A 26,106-nucleotide genomic window follows, 5' to 3' on the forward strand; every position below is an offset into this window, starting at 1 on the left:
GGTGAATAGCTGGCGCTCGTCGTCAGTCGTTAGCGAGGACGCGTTGAAGAGGCGCCCAAGCGCTTGATAGTTCTTTGTATAAATCGCTTCTTGCGTCGCAATGGACGCCTGCTCGTTCGCGACTTCTTTCTCGTCTGTCAACAAAGCCATGTTGCGGATCGCTATGGCGATGCCGCTGACGGCGCCCCGCAGGTTCGTAGCAAGTGCCGTCTCGGCGTCGTGGACCTCGACGATGTCGTCGAGTTTGCCGCGGATACTGGCCACGCCGGTCATCCCCACAGCAGAAATGGCCGTGAGCAATATGAGTATGGTGCCGAAGCCAAGCGCCAGTCGCGTGGAGACGTTAGTTTGAACCATGGCAGTTTTTTTGGTCGATGAGGCGCGCGTCGAATGACGTATTGATGTACGTACGCTGGCCGGTTTATTGTTTGCCGGGCAATGCTAGTGCAGTTCTCGTAGCGGAAAGAACTGTTTTTTTTAAATTTGCAGTACGGAAATTTTGGCGATACGGGTTTCGCCTGGTCAACTTGCCGCTAACGCGATTGCGAGAAAACGATCTTGCTTCGTTCTTATCTAGATTGGCTCCATAAGATTGCGCGGATTGGATCTGGGAAAGAGGAGAAGGGCTAACCTAGACTTCGGTATCGTCAATCGACCAGGTGCCATGGAAGGACGAGCTTCAAATGCCGGCGTACCTGGAGTCTAGTAACGAGTTGAATAATCCAAAGTACGCGGCTTTAGGCTTTGAGCCGGTTTCCTCGTTTCAGGTGCCTGGAAACGGCCCCACCGTTACGGGAATGTGGAGATCACCTCGGTCGAAGTGATCCGGATCGTGATTTAGCTTTGCTGTTCTATTGAATTCGGACTGGCGGTATGCCAGCTTCGAACGTACTCAGGCGGCTCAGTTGTTTCCGCTTCCGCGATCGGCGCAAGTGGCGCCAATGTCATGGGTAACACGCCTGCCCAAATCGGTAAGCCGAGATCATCCTCGTCATCCTTCGGGCCGCCTGTGCGAATCTTGGCGGCTGCTTCCGTCAGAGAGATACGCAGCACCGTTGTTGCAGCAAGCTCTTTCGGATTTCCCGCACGCACCTCCCGGGAGCGGCCGGGCGTGATGCTTTCAAGGAAGGTCTCCAGCGCTGCCGCCTTGCCTTCACCGGACACCAACTCGAAAGCGCCGTAGATCACGGCGGAACGATAGTTCATCGAATGGTTGAATGCCGAACGAGCCAGCACAAGTCCGTCGAGATGCGTGACCGTCACGCAAACCTGCGCGCCACTAGCCGCTAACTTAAGCATGCGACTACCGTTGGATCCGTGGACGTAGAGATGATCGCCTTCCCGCCAGCATGCGGTGGGAAGGCAGTGCACACCGTCATCGTCTGCGAACGCGATATGGCAGACGTACGCTTCATCCAGGATGGCGTAAAGGGTGGTCTGATCGTACTGTCCACGCTGAGCTACCCGGCGGACCTGAGTGCGAAGAGATGGGGCAGTCTTTTTATCAAATGTGTTCATATCTGTTCCAGCAATAGTGAGAGCGAGTTCCATCGTAGGGAAATATCAAGATCATCTGTAGACCCATGGAATGTCACGTTCTTGGGGCCACGATTTCGATTGAGCCAGCCGGTCCGCTGACGCCATTGCCGGTCAGCTCGCGATTGATCTGAACGACGAACTGATTGGTCGCGGCGATTTCCGCCCACCTCACTTCACTCTGGATCAAGATATCGGTTCGCCTGCGGACAAGTCGGATGACTGGAAAAAATTGATACTGGCTTCGTCAAAACAAGATCAGTCGAGTCCTCCATGTCATCCAGTCCTCGTTCTCGATGGCCCTACGTGTTCATCTCGGCCTTCCTCGGTACCGCTATCGAACAGTATGATTTCCTGTTGTACGGCACAGCGTCGGCGCTGGTCTTTAACAAGATTTTTTTCCCTAACCTCGATCCTCTTGCGGGCACGATCGCTGCGCTCGGAACGTATGCGGCGGGGTACTTTGCGCGTGGCGCGGGCGCGCTGATCTGCGGACACTTCGGTGACCGCATCGGGCGCAAGACCCTGTTGTTGACTACGCTGCTCGTCATGGGCGTCGCGTCCACGCTGGTGGGCTGCTTGCCAACCTATGCGTCGATCGGGATATGGGCGCCTATCTTGTTGACGACGCTGCGCGTGTTGCAGGGTTTTGCCATCGGCGGAGAGCAAAGCGGAGCAATTGTGCTTGGCGTTGAAAGCGCGCCGGCGCATCGACGCGGGTTGTATGGGAGTTGGAGCAATTCAGGCAGTTATGGCGGCGCGCTTTTATCGACAGGGGCGCTGCTGTTGACGTCGCTATTACCTGAGCAGGACTTTCTCAACTGGGGCTGGCGCATCCCATTTCTGTTCAGTGCGGTGCTGGTTATCATCGGGTTGGCAGGACGCGCGAGATTGCCGGAGACGCGTGAATTCACGCAGTTGAAGGCGACTGCATCCGTGGCTCGATTTCCGTTACGTGATTTGTTGCGCGATCACCGTCGCCAGGTCGTCATCGTGTTCATGGCGAGGTTAGGGGAAATCACGTGGTCCGTGTTTGTCCTGCTGTTCTCCGTCGCCTACGTGACTGTGCAACTCAAGTTGCCGCGGTCCGTGATTCTAACCGCCATCATGGCGGGCGCCGCGAGCGCGGTGTTCACTGTACCGTTGTTCGCGATGTTGTCTGATCGGATTGGCCGGAAACCACTTTATCTGCTCGGACTTTTCACGTGTGCCGTTTATGTATGGCCCTATTTTGGGTTGCTTAATACGCGTGATCCGGCGTTTATCACGCTCGCAATCGTGATTGCGCTTGGCGTCGTACATCCGTTGATGTACGGACCGCAAGGTGGATTCTTCGCTGACATGTTTGATGTGCGAGTGCGCTTCTCCGGCGTTTCCATCGGCGCTATCGGGGCCGTGGTCGGCGGCGGAATCAACCCTGTCATCTGTTCATCGCTGCTCGCACATCGGGGTGGCGATCCATTCGGCGTCGCGCTCTACATTACGATCAGCGCATTGATTGCGGCATGTTTTGTTGCGTTCGCTCCGCGCGGATCCAGGGCGTGGAGCGCGTCGCACGCTTCCATTCTCGCGGGCGACGAAACGTCCGCACAAGGGAATGGTGTGTAGATATTTGCTACCCCTCATTACCGATAGACATTGCTTTGTGGAGATACAGATGGTCGAAAGGAAAAACGAAACCCTGGTGTCGCAGATGGACGAAAAGCTGGAGCAGGGTAGGTGGGATAGCCGGCAGAAGCTCGCAATCGCATGCCGCATGCTCGCGCATGAAGGGCACTCGGAGACGCTCGCAGGTCAGATTACCGTGCGGCAAGAGGACGGCACATTCCTCACGACAGCCATGGCCGTTGGCTTCGATGAAATTGCGCGTAGCAATGTGATTCGTATCGATGACGCCATGCAGGTGATTGAAGGAAAAGGCATGGCGAATCCCGCGATCCGCTTTCACCTCTGGATTTATCGGCGGCGTCCGGAGGTGAACTGCATTATTCATACTCATCCGCCCTATATCAATGCGCTTTCCATGACCGGCACGCCGCTGGAAGTAGCGCACATGGACGCCACGCCATTCTTTGACGACTGTGCGTTCCTGCGCGAATGGCCGGGCTTGCCCATTGGCGACAGCGAAGGGGAAATCATCTCGGGCGCGTTGGGAACAAAGCGCACGATCCTGCTCGCGAATCACGGATTTCTGGCGGCAACACGATCGCTTGAAGAATCCGCGTATCTGTCCGTGTTGATCGAACGGGCGGCGCGCAGCCAGATCCTGGCGCAGTCGGTGGGCGAAATCCAGCGCATCGACGCCGAACGCGCCGCTGAGTCGCATGACTTTCTGTTGTTGCCGAGTATCGTCAACGCGAGCTTCGCGTTGTTCGGCCGTCGCGTCATAAAACGGGAGCCGGAGGTGCTGTTCTGAACATACCGTGAGGAAAGAAGCCATTTGCGTGAACATTATGCTTGCAACATAATGGCCAGTACCGCCCGACGTCGATGCTGGCGCGCACCGTGCGTTGCCGGCTTCATCGGTCTTCCGAGTGACCTGCAAGAGGGCCGCCATGCGACATATTGCTCGTTTCGACTTGCCGTACGCCCCCGTGTTGCGCGACATTCCGATGCGGGGAGCGGACGCGTTGAAGCGCTCGCTCCCCGCATCGTGACGCCGGGCGACCTCACATCGACTTCCGATGCCACGGCGGGCGCGCTGCGTGCTTGCCGCCTGACCGGTGGCGGCGTGATGGCGACGGTGCAGTTGGGGCATCAGGAGGTACGTCACGAGAGCGGTCACCTTCGTGAATTGACCGGCGACGATGTGATCGTGCTGGTGGCGTTGGATGGCAACGGTACCGTGACGCAACAGGGGCGCGTAATGCCCTTCAGCAAGGGCGACATCACATTTCGGCGGGCCCGTCTGCCGTCGGTAGCGCGCATCGACGAACCGGCGAGTCTCATGATGCTGCGATTGCCGATAGCGCGATTCTTTGGGCATTCGACTTCGCGTCACGCATCGTTCACGCCATACAAGGCAGATGCCGGGTCGACTATTGTTGGCACGATTCATCACTTCATCGATTCAGTTATACCGGCCTTCGCGCACATGAGTCCGGCAACCGTCGCGGCCGCCGAAGAGTCGCTGGTCGCGTTGCTTTCTGCTGCCTATCTCGAAGCAGTCGACCGCATGTCTGCGGACTGTCGAGACGACGCGCAGCCGTGCTTCAATCCGCTGCGCTGGTCACAACTCAGCACCTATATTGCCGCGAATCTTTGTGATCCGAACCTAGACGTAAGCGCTTGCGCGAACGCGCTCGGGGTATCGAAGCGTTATGTGCATATGATTTTCGAGGCAATGGGTTTGCAGTACAGCAGGTATGTACTTCAGCAACGTCTGGCACGGTGCCACGATGACCTTGGAAATCCAGTCTGGATGTCGATTTCCATAGAGACGATTGCGTACCGTCATGGTTTCAACGACCCGGCGCATTTCAGCCGGAGTTTCCGCGCGTGCTTTGGCATGTCGCCGCGGGACTTCCGTCAGCGCACTAGCGAAGCGGCGAGTTCCAGAGCGGCGGTCGTTTCAACGGTCCGAGCGCGCGGGTCAAAAAGAGGCGGTACACATTGAGATCCCTGACCACGACGCGCAGGTTGTAGTCGGCGTCGCCTGTCATCAGGACGCAACTCATGACCTCGGGGGCGAGCGCGGTTTCAGACGGCGCTGGGCAGGACCGCCGGATTGACCACGTGGATGGGTTGCCCGGCCGCATAGGAGACGATCTGATCGAAGATGTCGGAGAACTGGATCTCGTACTCGTCCTCCGTGACATAGCCGATATGCGGCGTGCAGATTACGTTGGGCATGCACAGCAGCGGATGCTGGGGATCGCGCAGCGGCTCTTCGTCATAGACATCCACCGCCGCCATGCCGGGCCGGCCAGTGTGCAGCGCCTGCTCCAGTGCACCCGGCGCAATTAGTCCGGCGCGACTGGTGTTGACCAGCAGGGCGGTGGGTTTCATCCTGCCCAGGTCTTCCGCAGTCACAATGCCACGGGTGTCGTTCACGAGGCGCATGTGCAGCGAGAGTACGTCGCAAGACTCGAAGAAGACGTGTTTATCCGGCGCGATGTCCCAGCCGTCTTCGTGGGCCCGCTGCAGCGAGGCCTCCCTCGCCCAGACCAGGACCTTCATGCCAAAGGCGGCACCGTAGCGCGCCACTTCGGCGCCGATGCGTCCGTACCCGTAGATGCCGAGCGTGCGCCCGCGCAGGCTGCGGCCCATGCCGATCTGCCAGCGGCCGGCCTGCAGCGCCCGCATCTGCTGCGGAATCTGTCGGATGGCCGCAATGACCAGACCCCAGGTCAGTTCGGCCGCGGCATAGGAGGGGCTGTCGGCATGCTGGTTTGAGGAAACGATCACGCCGTGTTCGGTGCACGCGTCGATATCGATATGCGGATAGACGCTGCGCTGGCTGATTAGCCGCAATTTCGGCAACCGGGCGACGAGGGGCGCACGGATCTGGGTGCGCTCGCGGATCAGCACCAGCACCTCAGTGTCGCGCAGGCGTTCGGCCAGCGCGTCCACGTCTTGCACGTGGTCGTTCCATACGGTGACGGCATGGCCGTCCAGCTTGCGGAAGCAGGGCAAACCGCGCAGCGTGTCGAAATAATCGTCCAGAATGGTGACGTTCATGATGGACCTGTCTCCTTGCTGTGCTCTCATCCTGCGCGCCGCATTGGCAGCAGTAAAATGAAATTATTTGAAGAATCGGTGCATTTTTCTTATGAAAATAAGCCGCCTCGGTGTGCTGGCGGTTATCGCCGTCGCCGATCGCGACCGCGTAAAAACAAAATAAATAAACTTGCTCTACACTACCTGCCGCCCAAGCCAGCCAAGTAGCGAGCAAGAACCCATGCCCCCACCCCCTGCCGATCCCACCGGCGACCCTAGCTTCAGTTTGCCAAAACACCCCGCATTCCAGCGTTTCTGGTGTACCCGCATCCTTTCATCGCTGTCATTCCAGATGCTCGCGGTAGCGATGGGCTGGCACATCTATGCACTTACGCACAGCGCTTTCGCACTGGGCCTCGTCGGCCTTGCGCAATTCCTGCCGATGTTCGTGCTGACGCTTGTGGTCGGCCACGTCGCCGACCGTTACGACCGTCGCCGGATCGCGGCCATCTGTCAGAGCCTCGAAAGCGTCGCTGCATTGCTATTCGCTTTCGGCACCTTCGGTGGCTGGCTGAGTGCGCCGGTCATCTATGTGCTGGCCGCATGCGTGGGCGCGGCCCGCGCCTTCGAATCGCCCGCGGTTGCCTCGCTGTTGCCGGGCGTCGTGCCACGCGGGCAATTGCCCAAAGCCACGGCATGGGCCACCTCCGCGAATCAATCCGCCCAGATTGCAGGGCCCGCGTTGGGCGGCCTGCTGTACGGTATTGGTCCGGGCGCGGCGTATCTCGCATGCACGCTGTCGTTCGCGGCCGCTGCGGTCTCCGTGTGGGGCATCCCGTTGCAGGCCCGGCTGGCGAGCCGCGCGCCGGTCACGGTGGAGTCGGTGTTCTCGGGGATTGCTTTTATCCGCAAGGAACCCGTGATACTCGGCGCACTCTCGCTCGATCTCTTCGCGGTGCTATTCGGTGGCACGACGGCGCTCTTGCCGGTCTTTGCGCGCGACATCCTGCACACCGGGCCGCTCGGTCTCGGCCTGTTGCGCTCGGGCACCGCCATCGGCGCGCTCGCGGGCACCATCTGGCTCGCGCATTTCCCGCTGCGCAACCGGCCCGGTGCCGCGATGTTCGGTGGCGTGATTGCGTTTGGCGCGGCCACGGTTGTGTTCGGCCTGTCGCATCATTTCTTTGTGTCGCTCTTCGCGCTCATGGTGCTGGGCGCATCGGACACCATCAGCGTCGTGGTGCGCCTGTCGCTCGTGCAACTGCGCACGCCCGACGACATGCTGGGCCGCGTCAGCGCGGTCAATTCGCTTTTCATCGGGACATCGAATCAACTTGGCGAGTTCGAGTCCGGCGTGACAGCGGGGTGGTGGGGCGCACAACCGGCCGTGCTGGTGGGCGGCATCGCAACGATCGCCGTTGCCCTGTTGTGGATGCGGTTCTTTCCAGAACTCAAGCGCACGCGTTCGCTGGAGCGGGAAGAGGCGCTGGCGCCGAGCAGTTGATCGATGCAGCCCGGGAGCGCTCAGGTGCCGTAAGCGCTTGAAGAACGGGATCAGCGTATCGAGGCGCTTGAGGCTGAAATCCCGCAGCCCCGAGCGGCATCGCAAGCATGATTTGACGCGCGCTTCGACCCGCTATGATGGTGGCAACCTCACTCGGCCACCCTCATCATGCGGATCGCCCCTTTGCCCCCGCTTCAATGCCTGATCGCATTCGAATCGGCCGTGCGCCATGCCAGCTTCACCAAAGCGGCCGCGGAACTCCATCTGACGCAAAGCGCGGTCAGCCGCCAGATCGCGCAACTCGAAGACTTCCTCGGCCGCTCGCTCTTCGTGCGCGAGCACCGTGCTTTACGTCTGACGATCGCGGGCGAACGATACGCGAAGCACGTGCAGTGGCTGCTTGCCAATTGCTCGGAAGCCACGCTCGATGTGATGAAGCGATATGGCGATCTGGAGTTGACGATCGCGTGTTCGTCGGGCGTGGCGGTGTTGTGGCTCACACCGCGCCTCGGCGCATTTCGCGCCGCGCATCCGAACGTGAAGATCAGAATGATCGTGCGCGACGGACTCGCGTCGCTGTCGCCCGCGGAATTCGACGTGGGTTTGTACTACATCCGCCAGCGCGCCGAGCAGCATTTCACCGCCCGGCGCCTTTTCGACGAAGAGGTGTACCCGGTATGTTCACCCGGATATCTCGCTGGCCGCGTGCTGGAACCTGCCGATCTCGCGCATGAAACCTTGCTGATGCAGGAGGACGGGCAACGGCAATGGATGTCGTGGCCGGAGTGGTTCCGTTTCAACAACGTGCAGATGCCCACGTCACCGCAGTCGGTGGTCGTCAATCATTATCCGCAACTCGTGCAGATGGCGATTCTCGGGCAGGGCCTCGTGCTCGGCTGGCGTCACATGATCGATGCGTGTCTGAACGAGGGGCTGCTGGTGCGCGCCACGCGAGCGTCGGCGAGCCATGGCGGCGGTTACTACGTCGTATCGCCGAACGATCGCGCCGAGAATCAGGCAGCGCGCCTCTTTACGCGCTGGCTTTTCGAGCAGGCGGAGGCGCAGCAGGGTGGACAGGTCAGCGCGCAGGCGATCGCACAGACGAGCAACGCCCCAGCCGCCTGAATGCCTTTCGCATGCGCTACGCGCATGCATGCATGCGAATCTTTCGTTTCGAAAACAAATCAGGTCTCTCTACGATCGGCTTTATGCATGCGAAAGCGCCGCTCGGTTCCGATGCGTCGCCTTGCTGGCAGACCCGCCGGACCCGTAGCCAAGCAGCGGCCGTAAGAGTGGTCGCACAAGCAGCCTGATGAGGAAAGAGACCATGCAAGGAACGCTTTCATCCAACGTCGCGATATCCATGGATACGCTCGCGCAGCGGCGCCGCCGCGCCATTATTGCTACTGTGCTCGGCAACGGGCTCGAATGGTTCGACTTCACCGTCTATAGTTTCTTCGCGGTCATCATCGCCAAGCTGTTCTTTCCGACCGGCAATGAACTGACCTCGCTGCTACTCGCCGTCGCAACGTTCGGCGTCGGTTTCTTCATGCGGCCGGTAGGCGGCATCGTGCTCGGTGTGTACGCGGATAAAGTCGGACGAAAGGCCGCGCTCTCGCTGACCATTTTGCTGATGGCGGCCGGCACGGCACTCATCGGTCTTGCGCCGACCTATGACCAGATCGGCGTGTGGGCTCCGGTGCTGATCGTGGTTGCCCGGTTGCTGCAAGGTTTTTCGGCCGGGGGCGAAATGGGCACCGCTACCGCGTTTCTTACCGAATATGCGCCGGCAGACAAGCGCGCGTTCTATTCGAGCTGGATTCAATCGAGCATTGGCTTTGCCGTGTTGCTGGGCGCCGCGGTCGGCACCTTCGTGACGTCGAGCCTGAGCGCCGATGCGCTGCATTCGTGGGGCTGGAGAATGCCGTTCCTGATCGGCATTCTGATCGGACCGGTCGGCTATTTCATTCGTAGCCGCATGGACGAAACGCCGGCGTTCAGCGCAGTGGCCGAAGAAGCGAAGAGCGATTCGCCGCTCGCGGAAGTGTTCCGCCGGTTTCCTCGTGAGACCTTCGCGAGCTTTTCGATGGTGATCCTGTGGACGGTGTGTACCTACGTGCTGCTGTTCTATATGCCGACGTATTCGGTGCGCACGCTGCATCTGCCGCAAGCGACGGGTTTTGTTGCCGGCATGGTCGGTGGCCTGATGATTATGTGTTTCTCGCCGGTGGTGGGCGTGCTCGCTGACCGCTACGGCCGCCGCCGCTTTCTGTCAGGCGCGGCTGCCTTGATCCTGCTGCTCGCATGGCCGATGTTCGCCTACATCAACCGCGCGCCTGGGCTTGCCTCGCTGATGGTGTTTCAGGGCGTGTTCGGCTTGCTCATCGCCGTCTACACCGGTCCGATTCTCGCAGCATTCTCGGAGCTGTTTCCGACCAAGGTGCTGTCGACTGGTCTCTCCGTAGCGTACAACTTCGCGGTGACGATTTTCGGTGGCTTCGCGCCGTTTTTCATCACGTGGCTGATCGCGTCGACGGGCAGCAATATGGCGCCCGCAATCTACGTGATGATCGCAGCGACCATTAGCCTCGTCGGCACCTTCTACGTGCGCGATCCGCGCCGTAGCCATGCCTGAAGCAGCGCGTCCGGCTAATGACAGCCAGACAGATTCCTTCACGAAGTCAGGAAGATAGCAATGAGCATTACGGTAATTAGCGGCGGCAACGTACTCGATCTGGTCCAGGGGGCGTTGCTTGAACATCATCACGTCGTGATCGAAAACGGCCATATCGTCGAAGTCACTGATCGTCCTGTCGATCTGCCGAACGCGCGCGTGATCGACGCACGCGGCAAGACAGTGATGCCCGGACTGATCGATTGTCACGTGCACGTGCTGGCTTCGCGAGCGAACCTCGGCATAAACGCAACGCAGCCGAATATCCTCGCCGCGATTCGCGCGCTGCCGATTCTGAAGGCGATGCTCGGGCGCGGCTTTACGACGGTGCGCGACGCGGGCGGTGCGGATTGGGGTCTGACGCAGGCGCTGGAGAGTGGATTGATTCCTGGGCCGCGTATCTTCCCGTCCGGCAAGGCGTTGTCGCAAACAGGCGGCCACGGCGATTTCCGTCCACGTGGCGATGTGCTCGAACCGTGTTCATGCGCCTTTCGTGCCGGGGCGATTGCGCGGGTTGTCGACGGTGTCGATGCGGTGCGGCTCGCTGTGCGTGAAGAGATTCAGAAGGGCGCCACGCAGATCAAGATCATGGCCTCCGGCGGTGTCGCTTCGCCGACCGATCCGATTGGCAACACGCAATATGCCGAGGACGAGATCCGCGCGATCGTCGCCGAAGCGGAGGCGGCCAATACCTACGTGATGGCGCATGCCTACACCGGCCGTGCGATTTCGCGTGCGATTCGCTGCGGTGTACGCACGATCGAGCACGGCAATCTGGTAGACGAAGAAGCCGCGAAGCTGATGCGAGAGCACGGCGCGTTCGTCGTGCCCACGTTGGTCACCTATGATGCGTTGGCCAAACATGGCGCCGATTACGGCTTGCCGGCCGATTCGATTGCCAAGGTCGAAACCGTTCGGCAGGCGGGGCGCGATTCGTTGCAGATCTATGCGAACGCTGGTGTGCCGATGGGATTCGGTTCGGACCTGCTCGGCGAAATGCACACATTCCAGAGCGACGAGTTGCGCATTCGCGCCGACGTGCTCGGCAATCTGGAAGCATTGCGTTCGGCCACCACGATCGCGGCCGATATCGTCGAGCGGAGCGGCAAGCTGGGCATCATCGCAGCAGGAGCGATCGCCGACGTGCTGGTGGTCGACGGCAATCCGCTCAAGGATATCGGTGTGTTGACCGGGCAGGGCGAGCGCGTCGACTACGTGCTGCAGCGTGGTGAAGTGGTGAGCGAGCGGGGCACGGTCACGTCGCGCTGATCGCGATGCGTGTGTTGCGATCGGCGCGGATTGCTTCAATTCGCTAGGCGCCCGCCGCGCTCACACGCAACGCAGTCCATCGAACTGTCGCGAGAATCGATGCCACGACGATCAGCGCGCCACCAATCCAGGCCTCCGTTGAAATCCGTTCACCTAACCAGATGCATGCGAACAGTGCGCCGAAGGCGGGTTCGCTGCCCATCAGCAGCGACACCCGCGTCGGGCTGCTGCGTTTGATCGCGAAGTTTTGCGCGAAGAACGCGAACAGCGTGCACGCGATCACCAGATAGCCGATGTATCCCCAGAACATGACGTGTCCAGCGAGCGACGGCACCGGCTGCCATTGTCGCGGCATAAACAGCACCGCCACCGCCGCGCTACCGAATGCCACCACGCCCGACTGAACCGCTGTCACCGACAAAGGCGGCAACGCGGAGTCGCGCATCACGCGTTTCGTCACACATACATTCAGCGCACGCAGCAGCGCGGCCAGCAGAATCAGCGCGTCGCCGGGATTGAAACTTAGCGCGCCATCGCCCGCCAGTAGCCACGCGCCAAACAGCGAAAGCGCGACCGCCGCCCATTCGATGCGGCTCGGCCGGCGCTTGAGCAGCCACCATTCAACGAGCGGCGTCAGCACCACGCATAGGCTGATCAGAAAGGCGGCATTGGCCGCGCGCGTCAGCAGAATGCCGAAGGTTTCGCAGAGAAAGATGCCGAGCAGCAGGGCGCCCGCGATCAGCACGCCGCGCAGCGTGCGGGCATCGGCGGCGCGCAAATGGCGCAAGGTGGGCGACAGGATCACGAAGGTGATGCCAAAGCGCATCGCCAGCAAACCCAGAACCGGATAGAACACCAGGGCGCTTTTGACGACGCCATAACTGGTGCCCCACACCACGGCGACCGCGAGCAGCATCAGATCGGCGAGCAGGAGCGGGCGTTCTTGTTTCGACATGGCGGACCTCGTGCAGATGAGCGTGTATTGTCGAACTTTGCTTGCGAGGCGATAATCGGCTCGCCGTGCATAGGATTTATGTCGCAAATGCATTAATCGCCTCAACCTCGCGAGCGCTCGACGATGAACCCATCTGACCTTTTCGCTTTGCTGCCGGACATGGCGGTTTTCGCGCGCGTCGTCGATGCCGGCAATTTCTCGGTCGCCGCGCGTCAACTCGGCAGTACGCCGTCTACTGTCAGCCGCCAGATCAAGCGGCTCGAGGACGCTCTGGCGACACGCCTGCTCGAACGGTCCACGCGCACGGTGCGGGTCACGGAATCGGGTGCCCAGGTGGCGCGTTTCTGTCGCGACATGGTGAGTGCCGCATCGGGCGCGGTGGATGCCGCCGGGCAACTGGCCGACAGACCGCAAGGCAAAGTGAGCGTGAGCGCGCCAACCGCGTTCGCGAAGACCGTGATTCACCCGCTGATCTCCGGCTTTCTGCGTGCCTACGATGAAGTCGACCTGCAACTGCTGTTCACCGATCACGACGTCGACCCGCTCGCCGACGATGTCGATCTGGTGATCCGTCTGACCGACCATCCACCGCAAGGACTCGCGGGACGCAGGCTGGGCGCCGTGCGCTGGCTGCTGGCTGCATCGCCGGCTTATCTGCGTGAGCGCGGCACGCCGGCGCAACCGCGCGATCTTCTCAAGCACGATTGCATCTACCTTGGCGAGACTGCCGACGACAACCGATGGCGCTTTCGCCGCGGCACGGAGACGCAAAGCGTCGACGTGAAAGGGCGTTACATCGCCAATCATGCGGGCGCACGGGTCGAAGCTGCGCAGCAGGATTTCGGCATCGCGAACTTGCCGGAATTTGCCGCCACCGATGCATTGCTAAGCGGCGAACTCGTCCAGGTGCTACCCGACTGGAATCTCGAAGCGCGCGCTTACGTGGGGTCGGTGTGGTTGCTGTATCCACCGAACCGTTTTTTGCCACCGAAGGTGAGGGCGCTGATCGACTATCTTGTCGAGCATATTCACGACGCGGCTTGAGCGCCGGTCCAACTCGTCGTGCACCGCGCGCGCATGCCGTGGTCGTACAGCGTCGGTTTGGATTGAACGGAAGACGAACGTAGAATCGCTCGCGTCACCATGATTCATAGCGATCGCACCGATCGAAGCGATCAGGAGGAGAACGATTATGACCTTGCACGAAACCGGGCCGATTGCGGCGACTGTCTATCGCGGCGAAGCAATCGAGAACACACATATCGCTCATATCTCGGTGGTTCAGACCGATGGCCGCCTGTTGTATTCATTCGGCGATCCGTCGCGTATCACCCTGGCGCGTTCCGCGGCAAAGCCCGCGCAGGCTCTCGCGGTGCTGGAAACCGGCGCGCTCGAGCGTTTCGGTTTCGACGAAGCCGATCTCGCGATGATGTGTGGCTCGCATAGCAGCGAGGCGCGCCACATCGAACGCGCGCGGCAGATGCTGGCCAAGGCGCAGGTCAGCGAAGCGGATCTGCGTTGCGGCGGACATCCGCCACTATCCGACGCCGTGTATGTCGACTGGCTGAAACGCGATTTCAAACCGGGCGCAGTGTGCAGCAATTGCTCGGGCAAGCACGCCGGCATGCTGGCCGGTGCGCGTTCGATCGGCGCGGCGCTTAGTGGTTACGAGCTGCCGGAGCATCCATTACAGGTACGCGTGAAGCACACCGTCGCCGAGGTATGCGACTTGCCGGACGATGCGGTGCAATGGTCGATCGACGGATGCAATCTGCCGACGCCGGCGTTCGCCCTCGACCGCCTTGCCCGCCTGTTCGCGAAGCTCGCTGCGGCTGAGGACGAGACGTCGGCTTCCGCTGGCGCTTCTTCTTCCATTTCACCTCGTACTGCTGCGCTCGCACGCATCTATCGTGCGATGGCGGCGCATCCGGAGTGGGTGGCAGGCGAGGGGCGCTTCTGCACGACGTTGATGCGGGCGTTCGGGGGTGCGCTGATCGGCAAGGTTGGCGCCGACGGTAGCTACGCGATCGGTGTTAGGGTCTCGCGGCAGACTGAGCGGCTTGGCGCCGATGGTGCACTCGGCATTGCGGTGAAGGTCGAGGACGGCAACATCGGCGTGCTGTATGCCACCGTTGCTGAACTGCTCGCGCGGCTTGATATCGGCAGCCCTGAGCAACGTGCGCAACTGCGCGCGTTTCATGCCCCGCCGATGGTCAACACCATCGGCATCAAAATCGGCCATCTGGCATTTTCGCTTGCACTCGAAGCGCATGCGGGTCGCGAAGCGTGAAGGTATGCAGGGCGGCGGCGGTTATGCGTCGTCTTTCTTGAATCGATCTTGTATCGCTACCAGTTGATCGTCGCTGGTGGCCACGATCCATAGACGGGCGCGCTCGACCATCAGGCGATTGTGATCCTTGAGTACGCCCATCGACGCGGCGGTTTTCCACGCGACGGGTGCGGCGCGGCTGGTTCGCCCTGACGGCGTGCCGACCAGCAATGCGTAGGGTCCGAGGGGCAGCGAGACGAACGGCATGGCTGGTTTGACGCGCACGCGCCAGTCGATGAATGGGGAATCGCTGAAGAGAAGCGGTGTGGGCAGACCATGCAGCACGGTGAAGTCATAGAGCGCGAGTTGTTCGCGCATGGGTCTGTAAGTCCGGCGAATATCGTCGACGAGCGCCGCGCGGATTTCGTCGTCGAACATGGCTTCCTGGGTGTAGTGGTCGACTGCTTGCAGCGCGTCGTGTTGATAGGCGCTGAAGATCGCCAGATCGACGCAATCGTGAACGGCGCGTTGGACTTCTGCGGCGGAGCCGGCTTCTTCGGGTTTGCCGAGTTGCGCCGCGCGGAGGAAGCGCGCGAGGGCGGCATCCTGGGTTGAGGGGCCGGTGGCGAGTGGGTCGTCGGCGGCGTCTTTGTCTAGTGGGACGTAGAGGTATTTTTCTGCCGCGAAGCGGGATTTTTTGCCGTCATCGAAGGCGATTTCGCCGGTGGCACAGTTTATGTATCGAGTGCCGATGTGGCCGTGTTCCCACACGAAGTTTTTCAGGAAGGGGCGCAGGGGGTGGAGTGGGTCTGGTTGATGCATTTTGCCTTTGCACTCCGTGCGGGTTGGGGTTTGGGTATGGTCACATAGAATTTGGGTTTTAATGGGTTTTTTTGCCTGCGGCGTTGGGCTTTGCCTGGTTTGATTGCCTTCGCGGCGCTTGTTCGTCTGCGTGCCTACGGCGTTGGCCTTTCCTTGATCTTGCTTCTTTGGCCTCTCCTTGATTTGTTATTGGATTATTAGCGTTGCCCCTGTGCGGGGCGGCACCTACTTTTCTTTGCCTGCCGCAAAGAAAAGATAGGCAAAAGAAAGCGGCTCGCCCCCCCTGCTAAGCGGGTCCCTCGCGCAGTTGCGGTAGTGGTGCATCTGGAATCTGTGTTCTCGCACATTCGGCCCTGGTGACAAGGGCGTCATACTTCCGGCGGCGCTGCGCGCGCCGAACGGCATTTCAGAAAGCCGGCCGCCACGTTTTCACGCTCCTGCTTTACTTGGCGCGGTGGCACTTCCAAAACCCCGAGGTGTTCGCGCAATCTGCGCCTCGCTGAGGTAAGGCCGATGGCCCCCACCACGCGCGATCGAAGCCCCGCGGTTTCCCTGACATACCCGTCCGCGACGCACGCAGTGCGAAGTGGGAGCTGATGAGCACATTGTCACTAACGCCGAATGTGCGAGGGCACGGATTCCAGATGCACCACTACCGTTACTGTGCGGGGGACCCGCTTAGCAGGGGGGCGAGCCGCTTTCTTTGTTTATCTTTCTTTGCGGCGGCGGCAAAGAAAGTAAGTGCCGCCCCGCACAGGGGCGACGCTAATAGACCAATATCAAAACAAGGAAAGGCCAACGCCGCAGGCATACAGAAACGAGCGCCGCATAGGCCAACAGATCAAGAAAAGCCCAACGCCATAGGCAAACAGACCAAGCGCCGCGCAGGCAAACAAACCCCCCAAAACCCTACCTTCAAACCACCCCTTCCGCCGCAGGCACCGTCCCTAATGCATTACGAATAGCCTCAGCCAGCTCACCGGCTGCAAACTTCGCCACATACCCATTTGCCCCCGCATTCTTCACATGCGCCTCATTAGCGGCGCCAGTCAAAGAAGAATGAATAATCACCGGAATATCCCGGGTCCGCTCGTCAGCCTTGATCTGACGAGTCAACATGAACCCATCCATCTCCGGCATCTCGAGATCGGTCAACACCAACGCAATACTATCCTTCACCCGCGTGCCCTTAGCCTGCGCTTCACGCGCGGCCTGCTGTAACGTATTCCACGCCTCCTCGCCGGTCTTGGTCATCACGTAATCCGCGCCGATCGCGCTCAACGCCTGCTCGATCAGCTTGCGTGCAAAACCAGAATCGTCAGCGGCGAGAATCTTCGCCCCACGGCGAATGCCAAGCGCTTCACCCACCGAAGTCGGGTCGACACTCGGATGCTGTGACGGAAACACATCACGCAACACCTGCTCCACATCGATCACCTGGGCAAGCCGCGAGTCGCCCGTATTGCCGTCGATACGCGCAATGCTTGTCACCAGATTGCCGCCGGCCGCGCCTTCGGCGGATAGCACCTGATTCCACTCGAGCCGAACGATGTCGTCCACTTCTTCGACCGCAAAAGCCTGCGTCGAACGCGCGAATTCCGTCACCAGCAAAATGTTCAGACCACGTGTCGGTTCGCAGCCCATCAGGCGCGGTAAATCGATCACGGGAATGATCTGCCCGCGAATGTCCACCGCACCCATGACGTACGGCGACGAACCCGCAATCGGCGTCACTGTTGGCATCGTCGAGATTTCACGCACCTTGAAGACGTTGATGCCGTAAAGCTCATGCGCGTCGCTGCCGGGAACGGATCCCAGCCGATATAGCAATAACTCGAACTTGTTGGAACTCGTCAGGTTGCTGCGTTCGTCGTTCGCGCGGTGATCTACTGCCATCGAAACTCCCCCAAGGATTGCGTGCGGTGCGAGTGGTGCGCCATGCATACCTTCCCTTCGGCCCTGGCGCGTGCCCTACCTCTTTGTTATCGGCGCAGCAGCAGGAAAGTTCAGCGAATTCAGGCAGTTTATTAATGCTTTCTGGTTAACACCCAGCCGCTAGCCGGAGCAGGAAGAGAGCCGGTCCTACAGTAAAAGGTGGGGAATTCGTATGAAGGTTACCTAACGTTACAGAAGCGACAGCATGGTTTCACATGCTGGATAACGTGCCTCCTAGAATGCACAGCGATAAGAGCGCGGCGCCGTCAGTCAGTCGCAAGCGACTTGCAAGGTATCAATGCAATCGCACGCAATGGCCTGGGCGTACACGCATCGCTGTCGTTTCGCTTCCACTCCAAGGAGAACGTATGATCCGCTTGCCTCTCGCCGCCATCACCAGTGCCTGCATCGTCAGCCTGATGGCCGTCGCTACCGCGGCCAGTGCCCAGACCCCGCCGGCCGCGCCAGACGCCGCTCGTATTCATGCCGCCGACCAGGCCTTCATCGCCGACGCGACCAGGGATGTCGCCACGCAACGCGACGCTGCACGCATCGCCGCCTCGCGCTCCACCGACCACGACGTGAAGGCTTTCGCCGAGCGCGTGTCGAATGACAACGCAAAGATTTCGGACGCGCTGCGCGCCGCGAGCCCGCGTGGGGTCGACGTGCCGAAGAACGATCCGGACGCAGCGGTGCTTGCGAGCATCAATAACCTGCGTGGCGCCGACTTCGACAAGACCTATATCGAGCAGGTCGCGCTTGCCGGCGAACAGAAAACGTTGTCGGCATTCCAGGCGGAAATCGCTTCGGGCCGCGACGAACAATTGAAGGACGCGGCGAAGAAGGCGCTGCCGACCATCCAGGAGCATTACGCAATGGCGCAGGATCTCGCCAAACGTAAGCATCTGACTGCCGAGTAAGCCGCGCACCAGACCCATTAGGCCGGCCAGGCGCGGTCTGGCACAGTCTGAGTATCAAGGCGCGCGTCACGTTGCGGCGTGATGCGCGCCACCAGGTGGCACAAGAAACGCCTTCAAAAAAGCGCTTAAAAAAAGACACCTAAAAAACGCCTTCAAATCCAGTATCAACCTCCACGTTCGCGGACAATCAGGGCCGTCTGCAAACAGCAGATCGAATGGGGTCTTTTCGGCGATAATCGGCTTCGTTCTTTCGGGTCTGGCCTGTGCGGCTTTCCGCGCGATTCAGGCAGTTCGAAAGCGGTTTCCCGATCCCACCTGCATTCAACTAAAGCTCACCCCATGAGCAAGCCTGCCAATCTTCCGCAACAGTTGGACCTGATCCTTCGACAAGCCGTCGCGCTTCAGCAGAACGGCGCATTCGCCGAGGCCGAAGAACTCTACCGTGAGATTCTCGAACTCAAGCCACGCCATTTCGACGCGCTGCAATTGCTGGGTGCGCTCGCGCTGCAAGCGGGGCGTGTACAAGAGGGCGTCGAGTTCCTCAGAAGGGCGCTCGCTATCAATGCGAAACAGGCGCCGCTTCATTCGAATCTCGCCTATGCGCTCAACGCCTTGCAACGTTTCGACGAAGCGCTCGTGAGTGCCGATCGCGCGCTCGCATTGCAGGCCAAATTCCCGGACGCACTCAACAATCGCGGCAATGCGCAAGCCGGCCTGAACTTGCCGCGCGAAGCGCTCGTCAGTTTTGATCGCGCGATCGCCTTGATGCCGGATTTCGCGCAGGCCTGGAACAATCGCGCCTGCGTACTGCGCGATCTGGGCCGTCCCGCCGATGCACTGGCAAGCTGCGATCAAGCGCTCGCACTACAGCCGAACTATCCGGACGCATGGAGCAATCGCGGTAATGCGCTCAGCGATCTGAACCAGCCGGATGAAGCGCTGCAAAGCTACCAGCGTGCGCTCGAAATCGCCCCAGCATTTGCCGACGCCTGGAACAACCTCGGCCTGACGCAGATCGATCTCAACGACCACGCCCAGGCGTTGCAGAGCTATGAACGCGCGCTGAGCGTGAATCCCGCCGCTGCCGAAACGCATTGGAACCGGTCGTTGTGTCTGCTGCAGTTGGGGCAGTTGGAAGCAGGGTGGAAGGAGTACGAATGGCGCTGGGAGCGTAGCCGGATCAAAGCGGGCAGGCGCTCGTTTGCGCAACCGCTTTGGCTGGGCGATTTTTCAATCGAAGGCAAAACGATTCTGCTGCACGCCGAGCAGGGCCTCGGCGACACGCTGCAGTTTTGCCGTTATGCGGCGATGGTGTCGAAGCTCGGCGCAAAAGTCGTGCTGGAAGTACCGGGTGAATTGATGAGGATAATGTCCACGCTCGACGGGGTGGATCAATGGGTCGAAGCGGGACAGACACTGCCGCCGTTCGACTGTCACTGCCCCTTGCTGAGTCTGCCGCTCGCGTTCAGGACCGATATCGCCAGAATTCCCGCAAAGACGCCTTATCTGTTCACGGACCCGCAAGCAACACGTGAGTGGCACAAGCGTATTGCAGCACAAGCGCAAGGGCGCTTGAAAGTCGGAATCGTCTGGGCGGGCGGGAATCGGCCGCATGTCGCCGAGCTCCGCAAGAACGACGCGCGCCGTTCGATTACGTTCGAGCGACTCGCACCGATTCTCGATGTGCCGAACGTGCAGTTCTTCAGCCTGCAAAAGGGACCGGCCGCGCTGCAATTGCCGCGCGACGATTCGCACCCCAACGTGGTTGATTACACCGAAGAACTCGAGGATTTCGCCGACACGGCTGCGCTGGTGGCAAACCTCGACCTGGTGATATCGGTGGACACGTCTACCGCGCATCTTGCCGGTGCGCTGGACAAGCCGGTATGGATTCTGAATCGCTTCGACACGTGCTGGCGCTGGATGCTGGAACGTACCGATACGCCCTGGTACGCGCAAGCGAGGTTGTTCCGGCAGCCGGCCTTGGGCGATTGGGACAGCGTGATTCGAAATGCGCGTGACGCGCTAGCCGCGTTGAGCGCGGCGGAAAAACCGGTGGCGCACTGACTGCGAACCGGCCGACAAGTTTTCCCAGACGCGTATAGACTGAGTGTCCATTTATCGACGGCCAGGCCACGGAGATACGTCAATGGAATATAGACATCTGGGTGCATCCGGTTTCAAGGTGCCGGTACTGAGTTTCGGCACGGGCACATTTGGCGGCAAGGGTGAATTCTTTCAGGCGTGGGGCGCCACCGACGTCGCCGAAGCGCGTCGCCTGATTGATATCTGTTTTGATGCGGGCGTCACGATGTTCGACACCGCCGACATCTATTCGAGCGGCGCTTCCGAGTCGGTGCTCGGTGAAGCGCTTAAGGGCAAGCGCGACAAAGCGATCATCTCGACCAAGGCGACCTTCCGTTTTGACGAGGGTCAGAACAATGTCGGCTCGTCGCGCTTTCATCTGATTCAGGCAGTGGACGCGGCGCTCAAACGTCTGCAAACCGATTACATCGACCTGTTCCAGTTGCACGGCTTCGACGCAAAAACGCCAATCGTCGAAGTCATGTCGACGCTCGACGATCTCGTGCGCGCCGGCAAGATCCGCTACACGGGCGTGTCGAATTTCTCCGGCTGGCATCTGATGAAATCGCAGGACACCGCGGATCGTTACGGCTATCCACGCTATGTTGCCAACCAGACCTACTATTCGCTGATCGGCCGCGACTACGAGTGGGAGTTGATGCCGCTCGGCGTCGATCAAGGCGTGGGGGCGGTGGTGTGGAGCCCGCTCGGTTGGGGGCGTCTCACCGGCAAGATCAAGCGCGGTCAGCCGTTGCCGGAAACAAGCCGTCTGCATAAGACCGCCGACATGGGGCCGCCGGTGCCGGACGAGTATCTGTTCCGCGTGCTCGATGCAATCGACGAGGTCGCAGCCGAAACCGGCAAGACCGTGCCGCAAATCGCGTTGAACTGGCTGCTGCAGCGGCCTACCGTGTCGACGGTGTTGGTCGGCGCGCGCAACGAAGAGCAGTTGCGGCAGAACCTCGGCGCGGTAGGTTGGAATCTGACGCCCGAACAGGTCGCTAAACTCGACGCTGCCAGCGCTTTACGTCCCCCGTATCCGTACTGGCATCAGGAAGGATTTGTGGAGCGTAATCCGAAGGCAGTTTGAGCGCACTTCCTTGGCGCTTGCGTTGAGGAACAACCCGCTCCGGCTCGATCGCTATTTGACGAGTTCGGCCGGAGCGGCGAACAGTTCGCTGTAGTAGCGTCGGCCTGCGTCGAGATGTGAATCGAATGCGAAACCTTGTTCGAGCATCGCGTCGAATTCGGCGCGTTCGATCTTCATCACATAGCTGTGTTCGGTCGTGACGAGGCTGCATGGCTGATCGGTCACTGCCGCGCTAAACCATTTTCCCGCACTCGCATGACCCGCCGGATACGAGTGTTGGCCATGTTCGACTTGCCAGCCGCCGTCCAGAAGAATCCACATGTCCTGATCGCTCGCGGCACCGTGCGCGCTGCCGTCGCATTGCGCGACCACAGTGCCCGGTTGCGCTTCCCACTCGTGCGAATGGGCGATCACCCAACGCAGTTGCTCGGTCGTCAGACTCGTGAAGAAGGGCGTGTGCTTCAACAAATGAAGGTAAGTCACTGAGGGTTTCATTTCTGGACTCCGCGTGGTGATGGACGCGTCCGGCGGCTGCGGTTGTGCATCGCATGCGGCGACCAGAAACGGCAGCAGCACGGCGCAAGCGATCAGGATTGAAAGTTTCATGAACGTGTGTTGTCAAAGCGGGAAAGGAACTGCGGAACGCCAGGGTTGATCAATCACGTCTGGCGTCCCTCGCCGCGCTGCTCAATTAACGCTTGATCTTCGCTTCGAGCAGATCGCCCATGCCGATCCGTTTGGCGAACTCGATGCGCACGCGCTCCGAGACTTCGAGCACTTCGAGGGCACCGTCACCGACGAAGTCGATCACCGAGCGCATCGGCCGCTCGCCTGACGGCAATGCGACGATTCGCACGATTTCATCGGCCACGGCTTGCGGATCCGCGTCGTCCGGTGTGAGTTCGGACAGGCGCTCGCCGATCCGATCCATCACGCCGTCATAGCGTGCATATGCAGCGGCGCGTTCCGCATCGGCTGGTTTGCCGGCGCTCGGAAAGTGTGCGGTGCCGCGGGTGAACGCGCCCGGCACCACGATCGAGCTTTCGATCCCGAAGCGTGCGATTTCGTAGGCGAGGGTGACCGCCAAAGAATCCATCGCGGCCTTGGCGGCGCCGTAGGGCCCGAGGAAGGGAGGAAATCCACCCTTGGTCGTCGTGCTGCTGACCCACAGCATCAAACCGGCTTCCTGATTCCGCAGATACGGCAGCACAGCACGGTTCACACGCTGCGCGCCGAACAGGTTGGTGTCGAACACCTTCACCATTTCTTCGGGCGTGAACGCTTCGCTCGGGCCGACCACCAGATGCCCCGCGTTCTGCATTACCACGTCGAGCCGTCCTTGTTCGCGGACGATCGTCGCGGCGGCGGCATCGGCGGATTCTTGCGACAACACGTCGAGTTCGAGCGGATGCAACTGGATGTCCTTCGCTTTGGCGAGCGCCCGCATTTCGTCGGCGCGCGGCTTGTTGCGTCCTTCGACATCGCGCATCGTCGCGTAGACGATATGGCCGGCTTCGGCCAACGATTGCGCGGTGAGTTTGCCAATGCCCGTACCCGCGCCCGTCACCAGGATGATGTTCTTCTGCATTTTCTTCTCCGATTCGATGAAAGTGATACGACGTTTCAGCGCGCTATGAGCAAGGCTCTTAACGCGTTTCCCGGCAGAGTTAAGCCACGCCGCCGTTAGCGCGCAGGATCTGGCCGTTGACCCAGCCTGCATCCGGACCGACGAGGAAGGACACCACCGAGGCGATGTCGTCCGGCTGGCCGAGGCGTTGCAGCGGCGGCATCTTCGCGAAGGTCTGGATCTGTTCTTCGGTCTTGCCGTCGAGGAACAGCGAGGTGGCGATCGGGCCCGGTGCAACTGCGTTGACGGTGATGTTGCGGCCGCGCAGTTCCTTTGCGAACACGTGCGTGAAGGCTTCGACGGCGGCCTTGGTGCCGTTGTAGATCGCATAGCCCGGCATATTCAGCGCCAGCGTGGTGCTCGAGAAGTTGACGATGCGTCCGCCGTTGTTCATTCGTGCGGCTGCTTCGCGCAGGGTGTTGAAGGTGCCGCGTACGTTGATGTCGAAGGTCTGGTCATACAGCGCGTCGCTGGTGTCGGCGAGTGGCACCGTCTTGAGCACGCCGGCGTTGTTGACCAGCACGTCCACCTTGCCGAGTTGCTGTTCGGTGGTCTCGAACATGCGACGCACGTCGTCGGCGTTCGAAACATCGGCCTTCACGGCGATGGCCCTGGCACCCGCCGCCGTGAGTTCCGCGACGAGTGCATCGGCTTCTGATGAGCTCGACGCGTAGTTGACGGCAACCGCGAAGCCGTCGTTGGCGAGGCGTTGCGCAACCGCTGCGCCGATGCCACGGGATGCGCCGGTAACGATGGCGACTTGAGCGTTTTTGATCGTGTTCATGATTCGTTTCCTTCTGTGTGGTGGGTTGGTGAAACGAATCATGGTCGCTTTTATTACTGAGATAATCTGGTTAGACTTGCCATAATAATTCCATCTGCTTTAACAATTGACCGGCAGGCTGTCGGATCGCCGGCGCGGCACAAAGGCATCAGCCATGGATCGTTTTGAGGAAATGCGGGTGTTCGTACGGATCGCCGAGCGGCAAAGCTTCACGCGCGCTTCGGACGATCTGCAGATTCCGCGCGCCACCGTCACCAATCTGATGAAGCGCATGGAGCAGCGGCTTGGCGCCCGGCTTCTCGAGCGCACCACGCGCTCGGTACGCCTCACGCACGACGGTGAGGCGTATTACCGCCGCTGCGTGCGGCTGATCGCCGATATGGAGGAGGCGGAGGGCTCGTTCACCAACATCGCGCCGAAGGGCTTATTGCGCGTGAATCTGCAGGGCACCCTGGCGCGGCACTTCGTCGTGCCGGCGCTGCCGGCGTTTCTCGCGCGGTTTCCCGACATCGAGTTGACGATCGGCGAGGATGACCGGCTGGTCGATCTGGTGCGGGAGGGGATCGATTGCGTGCTGCGGGCGGGGAATCTGCAGGATTCGTCGATGGTGGGGCGGCGCGTCGCGCAGTTGCCGCAAGTGACGGTGGCGAGTCCGGCGTATCTGGAGGCGTATGGCGAGCCAGCCGATCCGGCGGCCTTATCTACGCATCGGGCGGTCAATTATCTGTCCAGCGCGACCGGCAAGCCGGTGCCGCTCGAATTCAGAATCGACGGCCGCGATACGGCCACGTACCTGCCGTCGGCGGTCTCGGTGACCGGCGCCGATCTCTACACGGGTTCGGCGGTGGCCGGGCTCGGCATCGTGCAAGTGCCGCAATACCGGGTGGCGGGCGAGCTGGCGTCGGGGCGGCTGAAGATCATTCTCGCGGACTTCCCGCCGCCACCGATGCCGGTTTCGGTGCTGTATCCGCAGAATCGCCAGTTGTCGTCGCGTGTGCGGGTGTTTGCGCAGTGGTTGCGCGACATTTTCGAGGCGGAGGGCGCGCAGGCGGGGGCGCGGTGAATGCGTGAGTTCGGCGCAGGCGTGCGCCGTATGGCGCATGACGCGCGTTGCCATGGTGGCTTGAACAATTGCGGCAACCGCGGTTGGCGAAGCGTCTGGCGCGCGGTGTGGATAGGGTGATTGGCGCGTAATGCGCGAGCGGTTCGTGCTTTTGCATAGGCCGCACTGCGTATCGTGGGATCATACGTGCTGTGCTGGGCGATTTTGCTTTTTGCACGGTACGGGAAAACAGGAGCAGGACGATGATCGATGGACTGGTGGGCGGGCGCTTGTACGGCGAGGCGCAGATTCGCACGGGGCAGAATGGCAAGCGTTTTGTGACCTGCAAGGTACGGGCGACCACCAATGATGGCGATACGATTTTCGTCAACGTGATTGCGTTTGATGATGATGTGCAGACCGCGTTGCTTGCGCTGGCTGACGCGGATAGCGTTGCGCTGAGTGGGGCGTTGACGCCCAAGGTTTGGACTGACAAGAATGGGTTGATTAAGCCTGCTATGGATATGGTTGCATACAGGGTGCTTGTGGGGTATCGGGGGGAAGGGGAATAGGGTTTTTGCCTGCTCGGCGCTTTGTCTGTTTGCCTGCGGCGTTGGGCTTTGATTTGGGGTTGTTTGCCTTCGCGGCGCTTGTTTCTGTGTGCCTATGGCGTTGGCCTTTCCTTGAATTGTTATTGGTTTATTAGCGTCGCCCCTGTGCGGGGCGGGCACCTACTTTTCTTTGCCTGCCGCAAAGAAAAGCAACCGTATTGGAAGTCAAGCGGCGAACAACTGCTCAAGGTGGAAACTGTTGGCGTCCGGGAGTATTTTGCACGCGCGAGTTGTCCTCGCGACCTGCACGATTGAGTGACCTGCACAAGGATGGGCATGGAAGGCGCGAGCGCCTGGGTTAAGGCACCACAAGCGGCTCAACCG

24 protein-coding genes are annotated in these 26,106 nt (G+C 60.6%); 14 read left to right on the forward strand and 10 right to left on the reverse strand.

Annotated elements, in window-relative coordinates:
- The coding region (locus PQQ96_RS36070) for an MCP four helix bundle domain-containing protein (RefSeq protein WP_408301348.1) at positions 1-357 on the reverse strand (357 nt) is incomplete at its 3' end.
- 480 nt (positions 358-837) lie between these two features.
- Positions 838-1,518 (reverse strand): pyridoxamine 5'-phosphate oxidase family protein, encoded by a 681-nt coding sequence (locus PQQ96_RS36075; RefSeq protein ID WP_408301350.1) that lies wholly within the window; start codon positions 1,516-1,518, stop codon positions 838-840.
- Between the two features lie 291 nt (positions 1,519-1,809).
- On the opposite strand from PQQ96_RS36075, the gene PQQ96_RS36080 reads away from it, so the two are divergent.
- The 3 genes from PQQ96_RS36080 (at position 1,810) to PQQ96_RS36090 (ending at position 5,152) form a co-directional block, all read left to right on the forward strand.
- On the forward strand, positions 1,810-3,144 hold the full coding sequence (locus PQQ96_RS36080; protein ID WP_408301352.1) for an MFS transporter: 1,335 nt from the start codon (positions 1,810-1,812) through the stop codon (positions 3,142-3,144).
- Between the two features lie 49 nt (positions 3,145-3,193).
- Positions 3,194-3,952, forward strand: coding sequence for an aldolase (locus PQQ96_RS36085; protein WP_408301354.1), 759 nt, complete (start codon positions 3,194-3,196; stop codon positions 3,950-3,952).
- A gap of 237 nt (positions 3,953-4,189) precedes the next feature.
- Entirely contained in the window at positions 4,190-5,152 is a 963-nt protein-coding gene (locus PQQ96_RS36090; RefSeq protein ID WP_408301356.1) for a helix-turn-helix domain-containing protein, read from the forward strand.
- Here the strand turns inward: PQQ96_RS36090 and PQQ96_RS36095 are convergent.
- Positions 5,073-5,354, reverse strand: coding sequence for an Lrp/AsnC ligand binding domain-containing protein (locus tag PQQ96_RS36095; protein WP_408301358.1), 282 nt, complete (start codon positions 5,352-5,354; stop codon positions 5,073-5,075). The two genes, PQQ96_RS36090 and PQQ96_RS36095, sit on opposite strands and share 80 nt — an antisense overlap.
- On the reverse strand, positions 5,236-6,216 hold the full coding sequence (locus PQQ96_RS36100; RefSeq protein WP_408301359.1) for a D-2-hydroxyacid dehydrogenase family protein: 981 nt from the start codon (positions 6,214-6,216) through the stop codon (positions 5,236-5,238). Before PQQ96_RS36100 ends, PQQ96_RS36095 begins: the two co-directional genes overlap by 119 nt.
- Before the next feature lie 220 nt (positions 6,217-6,436).
- Here PQQ96_RS36100 and PQQ96_RS36105 point away from each other — a divergent pair, with 220 nt between their 5' ends.
- The 4 genes from PQQ96_RS36105 to PQQ96_RS36120 all read left to right on the forward strand — a co-directional run bounded on the left by PQQ96_RS36105 (position 6,437) and on the right by PQQ96_RS36120 (position 11,642).
- Positions 6,437-7,699: an MFS transporter gene (locus PQQ96_RS36105; RefSeq protein ID WP_408301361.1), complete on the forward strand. Its 1,263-nt coding sequence runs from the start codon at positions 6,437-6,439 to the stop codon at positions 7,697-7,699.
- A gap of 168 nt (positions 7,700-7,867) precedes the next feature.
- Positions 7,868-8,824, forward strand: a complete 957-nt coding sequence (locus PQQ96_RS36110) for a LysR substrate-binding domain-containing protein (protein ID WP_408301363.1) — start codon at positions 7,868-7,870, stop codon at positions 8,822-8,824.
- A 202-nt stretch (positions 8,825-9,026) separates the two neighbouring features.
- Positions 9,027-10,334, forward strand: coding sequence for an MFS transporter (locus tag PQQ96_RS36115; protein ID WP_408301365.1), 1,308 nt, complete (start codon positions 9,027-9,029; stop codon positions 10,332-10,334).
- A gap of 60 nt (positions 10,335-10,394) precedes the next feature.
- Positions 10,395-11,642, forward strand: coding sequence for a metal-dependent hydrolase family protein (locus PQQ96_RS36120; RefSeq protein ID WP_408301367.1), 1,248 nt, complete (start codon positions 10,395-10,397; stop codon positions 11,640-11,642).
- Between the two features lie 43 nt (positions 11,643-11,685).
- Here the strand turns inward: PQQ96_RS36120 and PQQ96_RS36125 are convergent, their stop codons facing one another.
- Entirely contained in the window at positions 11,686-12,597 is a 912-nt protein-coding gene (locus PQQ96_RS36125; RefSeq protein ID WP_408301369.1) for a DMT family transporter, read from the reverse strand.
- Positions 12,598-12,720: 123 nt separating this feature from the next.
- Between PQQ96_RS36125 and PQQ96_RS36130 the strand changes: the two genes are divergently transcribed.
- Both PQQ96_RS36130 and PQQ96_RS36135 read left to right on the forward strand, forming a co-directional pair.
- Positions 12,721-13,641, forward strand: coding sequence for a LysR family transcriptional regulator (locus PQQ96_RS36130; protein ID WP_408301371.1), 921 nt, complete (start codon positions 12,721-12,723; stop codon positions 13,639-13,641).
- Positions 13,642-13,789: 148 nt separating this feature from the next.
- A complete protein-coding gene (locus PQQ96_RS36135; protein ID WP_408301373.1) occupies positions 13,790-14,887 on the forward strand; it encodes an asparaginase in 1,098 nt (365 codons plus the stop codon).
- 21 nt (positions 14,888-14,908) lie between these two features.
- Here PQQ96_RS36135 and PQQ96_RS36140 read toward each other — a convergent pair whose 3' ends face one another.
- Positions 14,909-15,688 (reverse strand): hypothetical protein, encoded by a 780-nt coding sequence (locus PQQ96_RS36140; RefSeq protein WP_408301375.1) that lies wholly within the window; start codon positions 15,686-15,688, stop codon positions 14,909-14,911.
- A gap of 915 nt (positions 15,689-16,603) precedes the next feature.
- Positions 16,604-17,584, reverse strand: coding sequence for a chemotaxis protein (locus PQQ96_RS36145; protein WP_408301377.1), 981 nt, complete (start codon positions 17,582-17,584; stop codon positions 16,604-16,606).
- 407 nt (positions 17,585-17,991) lie between these two features.
- Between PQQ96_RS36145 and PQQ96_RS36150 the strand changes: the two genes are divergently transcribed.
- The 3 genes from PQQ96_RS36150 to PQQ96_RS36160 all read left to right on the forward strand — a co-directional run bounded on the left by PQQ96_RS36150 (position 17,992) and on the right by PQQ96_RS36160 (position 21,718).
- On the forward strand, positions 17,992-18,543 hold the full coding sequence (locus tag PQQ96_RS36150; protein WP_408301379.1) for a DUF4142 domain-containing protein: 552 nt from the start codon (positions 17,992-17,994) through the stop codon (positions 18,541-18,543).
- A gap of 339 nt (positions 18,544-18,882) precedes the next feature.
- A complete protein-coding gene (locus tag PQQ96_RS36155; protein WP_408301380.1) occupies positions 18,883-20,610 on the forward strand; it encodes a tetratricopeptide repeat protein in 1,728 nt (575 codons plus the stop codon).
- Between the two features lie 82 nt (positions 20,611-20,692).
- The gene (locus PQQ96_RS36160; protein WP_408301382.1) at positions 20,693-21,718 is read left to right on the forward strand and encodes an aldo/keto reductase; all 1,026 of its coding nucleotides are present in this window, start codon (positions 20,693-20,695) and stop codon (positions 21,716-21,718) included.
- Positions 21,719-21,769: 51 nt separating this feature from the next.
- On the opposite strand, the gene PQQ96_RS36165 is transcribed toward PQQ96_RS36160, so the two are convergent.
- The 3 genes from PQQ96_RS36165 to PQQ96_RS36175 form a co-directional block, all read right to left on the reverse strand.
- Positions 21,770-22,324: a hypothetical protein gene (locus tag PQQ96_RS36165; protein ID WP_408301383.1), complete on the reverse strand. Its 555-nt coding sequence runs from the start codon at positions 22,322-22,324 to the stop codon at positions 21,770-21,772.
- Between the two features lie 85 nt (positions 22,325-22,409).
- Positions 22,410-23,306 (reverse strand): SDR family oxidoreductase, encoded by an 897-nt coding sequence (locus PQQ96_RS36170; RefSeq protein WP_408301385.1) that lies wholly within the window; start codon positions 23,304-23,306, stop codon positions 22,410-22,412.
- Between the two features lie 79 nt (positions 23,307-23,385).
- A complete protein-coding gene (locus PQQ96_RS36175; protein ID WP_408301387.1) occupies positions 23,386-24,129 on the reverse strand; it encodes an SDR family oxidoreductase in 744 nt (247 codons plus the stop codon).
- A 154-nt stretch (positions 24,130-24,283) separates the two neighbouring features.
- Here PQQ96_RS36175 and PQQ96_RS36180 point away from each other — a divergent pair, with 154 nt between their 5' ends.
- The gene (locus PQQ96_RS36180) at positions 24,284-25,192 is read left to right on the forward strand and encodes a LysR family transcriptional regulator (RefSeq protein WP_408301388.1); all 909 of its coding nucleotides are present in this window, start codon (positions 24,284-24,286) and stop codon (positions 25,190-25,192) included.
- A 242-nt stretch (positions 25,193-25,434) separates the two neighbouring features.
- On the forward strand, positions 25,435-25,743 hold the full coding sequence (locus PQQ96_RS36185; RefSeq protein ID WP_408301389.1) for a single-stranded DNA-binding protein: 309 nt from the start codon (positions 25,435-25,437) through the stop codon (positions 25,741-25,743).
- Positions 25,744-26,106 lie beyond the last annotated feature (363 nt).

The sequence above is a fragment of the Paraburkholderia sediminicola genome, assembly GCF_046027825.1.
GTDB lineage: Bacteria > Pseudomonadota > Gammaproteobacteria > Burkholderiales > Burkholderiaceae > Paraburkholderia > Paraburkholderia sediminicola_D.

What these genes read in the sequence shown, in the direction of transcription:
- PQQ96_RS36135 (WP_408301373.1), top strand. Translation starts at nt 13,790, where the DNA reads ATGACCTTGCACGAAACCGGGCCGATTGCGGCGACTGTCTATCGCGGC.
- PQQ96_RS36150 (WP_408301379.1), top strand. Translation starts at nt 17,992, where the DNA reads ATGATCCGCTTGCCTCTCGCCGCCATCACCAGTGCCTGCATCGTCAGC.
- PQQ96_RS36140 (WP_408301375.1), bottom strand. Translation starts at nt 15,688, where the DNA reads ATGCATCAACCAGACCCACTCCACCCCCTGCGCCCCTTCCTGAAAAAC.
- PQQ96_RS36105 (WP_408301361.1), top strand. Translation starts at nt 6,437, where the DNA reads ATGCCCCCACCCCCTGCCGATCCCACCGGCGACCCTAGCTTCAGTTTG.
- PQQ96_RS36160 (WP_408301382.1), top strand. Translation starts at nt 20,693, where the DNA reads ATGGAATATAGACATCTGGGTGCATCCGGTTTCAAGGTGCCGGTACTG.
- PQQ96_RS36075 (WP_408301350.1), bottom strand. Translation starts at nt 1,518, where the DNA reads ATGAACACATTTGATAAAAAGACTGCCCCATCTCTTCGCACTCAGGTC.
- PQQ96_RS36115 (WP_408301365.1), top strand. Translation starts at nt 9,027, where the DNA reads ATGCAAGGAACGCTTTCATCCAACGTCGCGATATCCATGGATACGCTC.
- PQQ96_RS36185 (WP_408301389.1), top strand. Translation starts at nt 25,435, where the DNA reads ATGATCGATGGACTGGTGGGCGGGCGCTTGTACGGCGAGGCGCAGATT.
- PQQ96_RS36110 (WP_408301363.1), top strand. Translation starts at nt 7,868, where the DNA reads ATGCGGATCGCCCCTTTGCCCCCGCTTCAATGCCTGATCGCATTCGAA.
- PQQ96_RS36080 (WP_408301352.1), top strand. Translation starts at nt 1,810, where the DNA reads ATGTCATCCAGTCCTCGTTCTCGATGGCCCTACGTGTTCATCTCGGCC.
- PQQ96_RS36180 (WP_408301388.1), top strand. Translation starts at nt 24,284, where the DNA reads ATGGATCGTTTTGAGGAAATGCGGGTGTTCGTACGGATCGCCGAGCGG.
- PQQ96_RS36095 (WP_408301358.1), bottom strand. Translation starts at nt 5,354, where the DNA reads ATGTCACGGAGGACGAGTACGAGATCCAGTTCTCCGACATCTTCGATC.
- PQQ96_RS36155 (WP_408301380.1), top strand. Translation starts at nt 18,883, where the DNA reads ATGAGCAAGCCTGCCAATCTTCCGCAACAGTTGGACCTGATCCTTCGA.
- PQQ96_RS36120 (WP_408301367.1), top strand. Translation starts at nt 10,395, where the DNA reads ATGAGCATTACGGTAATTAGCGGCGGCAACGTACTCGATCTGGTCCAG.
- PQQ96_RS36145 (WP_408301377.1), bottom strand. Translation starts at nt 17,584, where the DNA reads ATGGCAGTAGATCACCGCGCGAACGACGAACGCAGCAACCTGACGAGT.
- PQQ96_RS36165 (WP_408301383.1), bottom strand. Translation starts at nt 22,324, where the DNA reads ATGAAACTTTCAATCCTGATCGCTTGCGCCGTGCTGCTGCCGTTTCTG.
- PQQ96_RS36125 (WP_408301369.1), bottom strand. Translation starts at nt 12,597, where the DNA reads ATGTCGAAACAAGAACGCCCGCTCCTGCTCGCCGATCTGATGCTGCTC.
- PQQ96_RS36100 (WP_408301359.1), bottom strand. Translation starts at nt 6,216, where the DNA reads ATGAACGTCACCATTCTGGACGATTATTTCGACACGCTGCGCGGTTTG.
- PQQ96_RS36130 (WP_408301371.1), top strand. Translation starts at nt 12,721, where the DNA reads ATGAACCCATCTGACCTTTTCGCTTTGCTGCCGGACATGGCGGTTTTC.
- PQQ96_RS36175 (WP_408301387.1), bottom strand. Translation starts at nt 24,129, where the DNA reads ATGAACACGATCAAAAACGCTCAAGTCGCCATCGTTACCGGCGCATCC.
- PQQ96_RS36085 (WP_408301354.1), top strand. Translation starts at nt 3,194, where the DNA reads ATGGTCGAAAGGAAAAACGAAACCCTGGTGTCGCAGATGGACGAAAAG.
- PQQ96_RS36170 (WP_408301385.1), bottom strand. Translation starts at nt 23,306, where the DNA reads ATGCAGAAGAACATCATCCTGGTGACGGGCGCGGGTACGGGCATTGGC.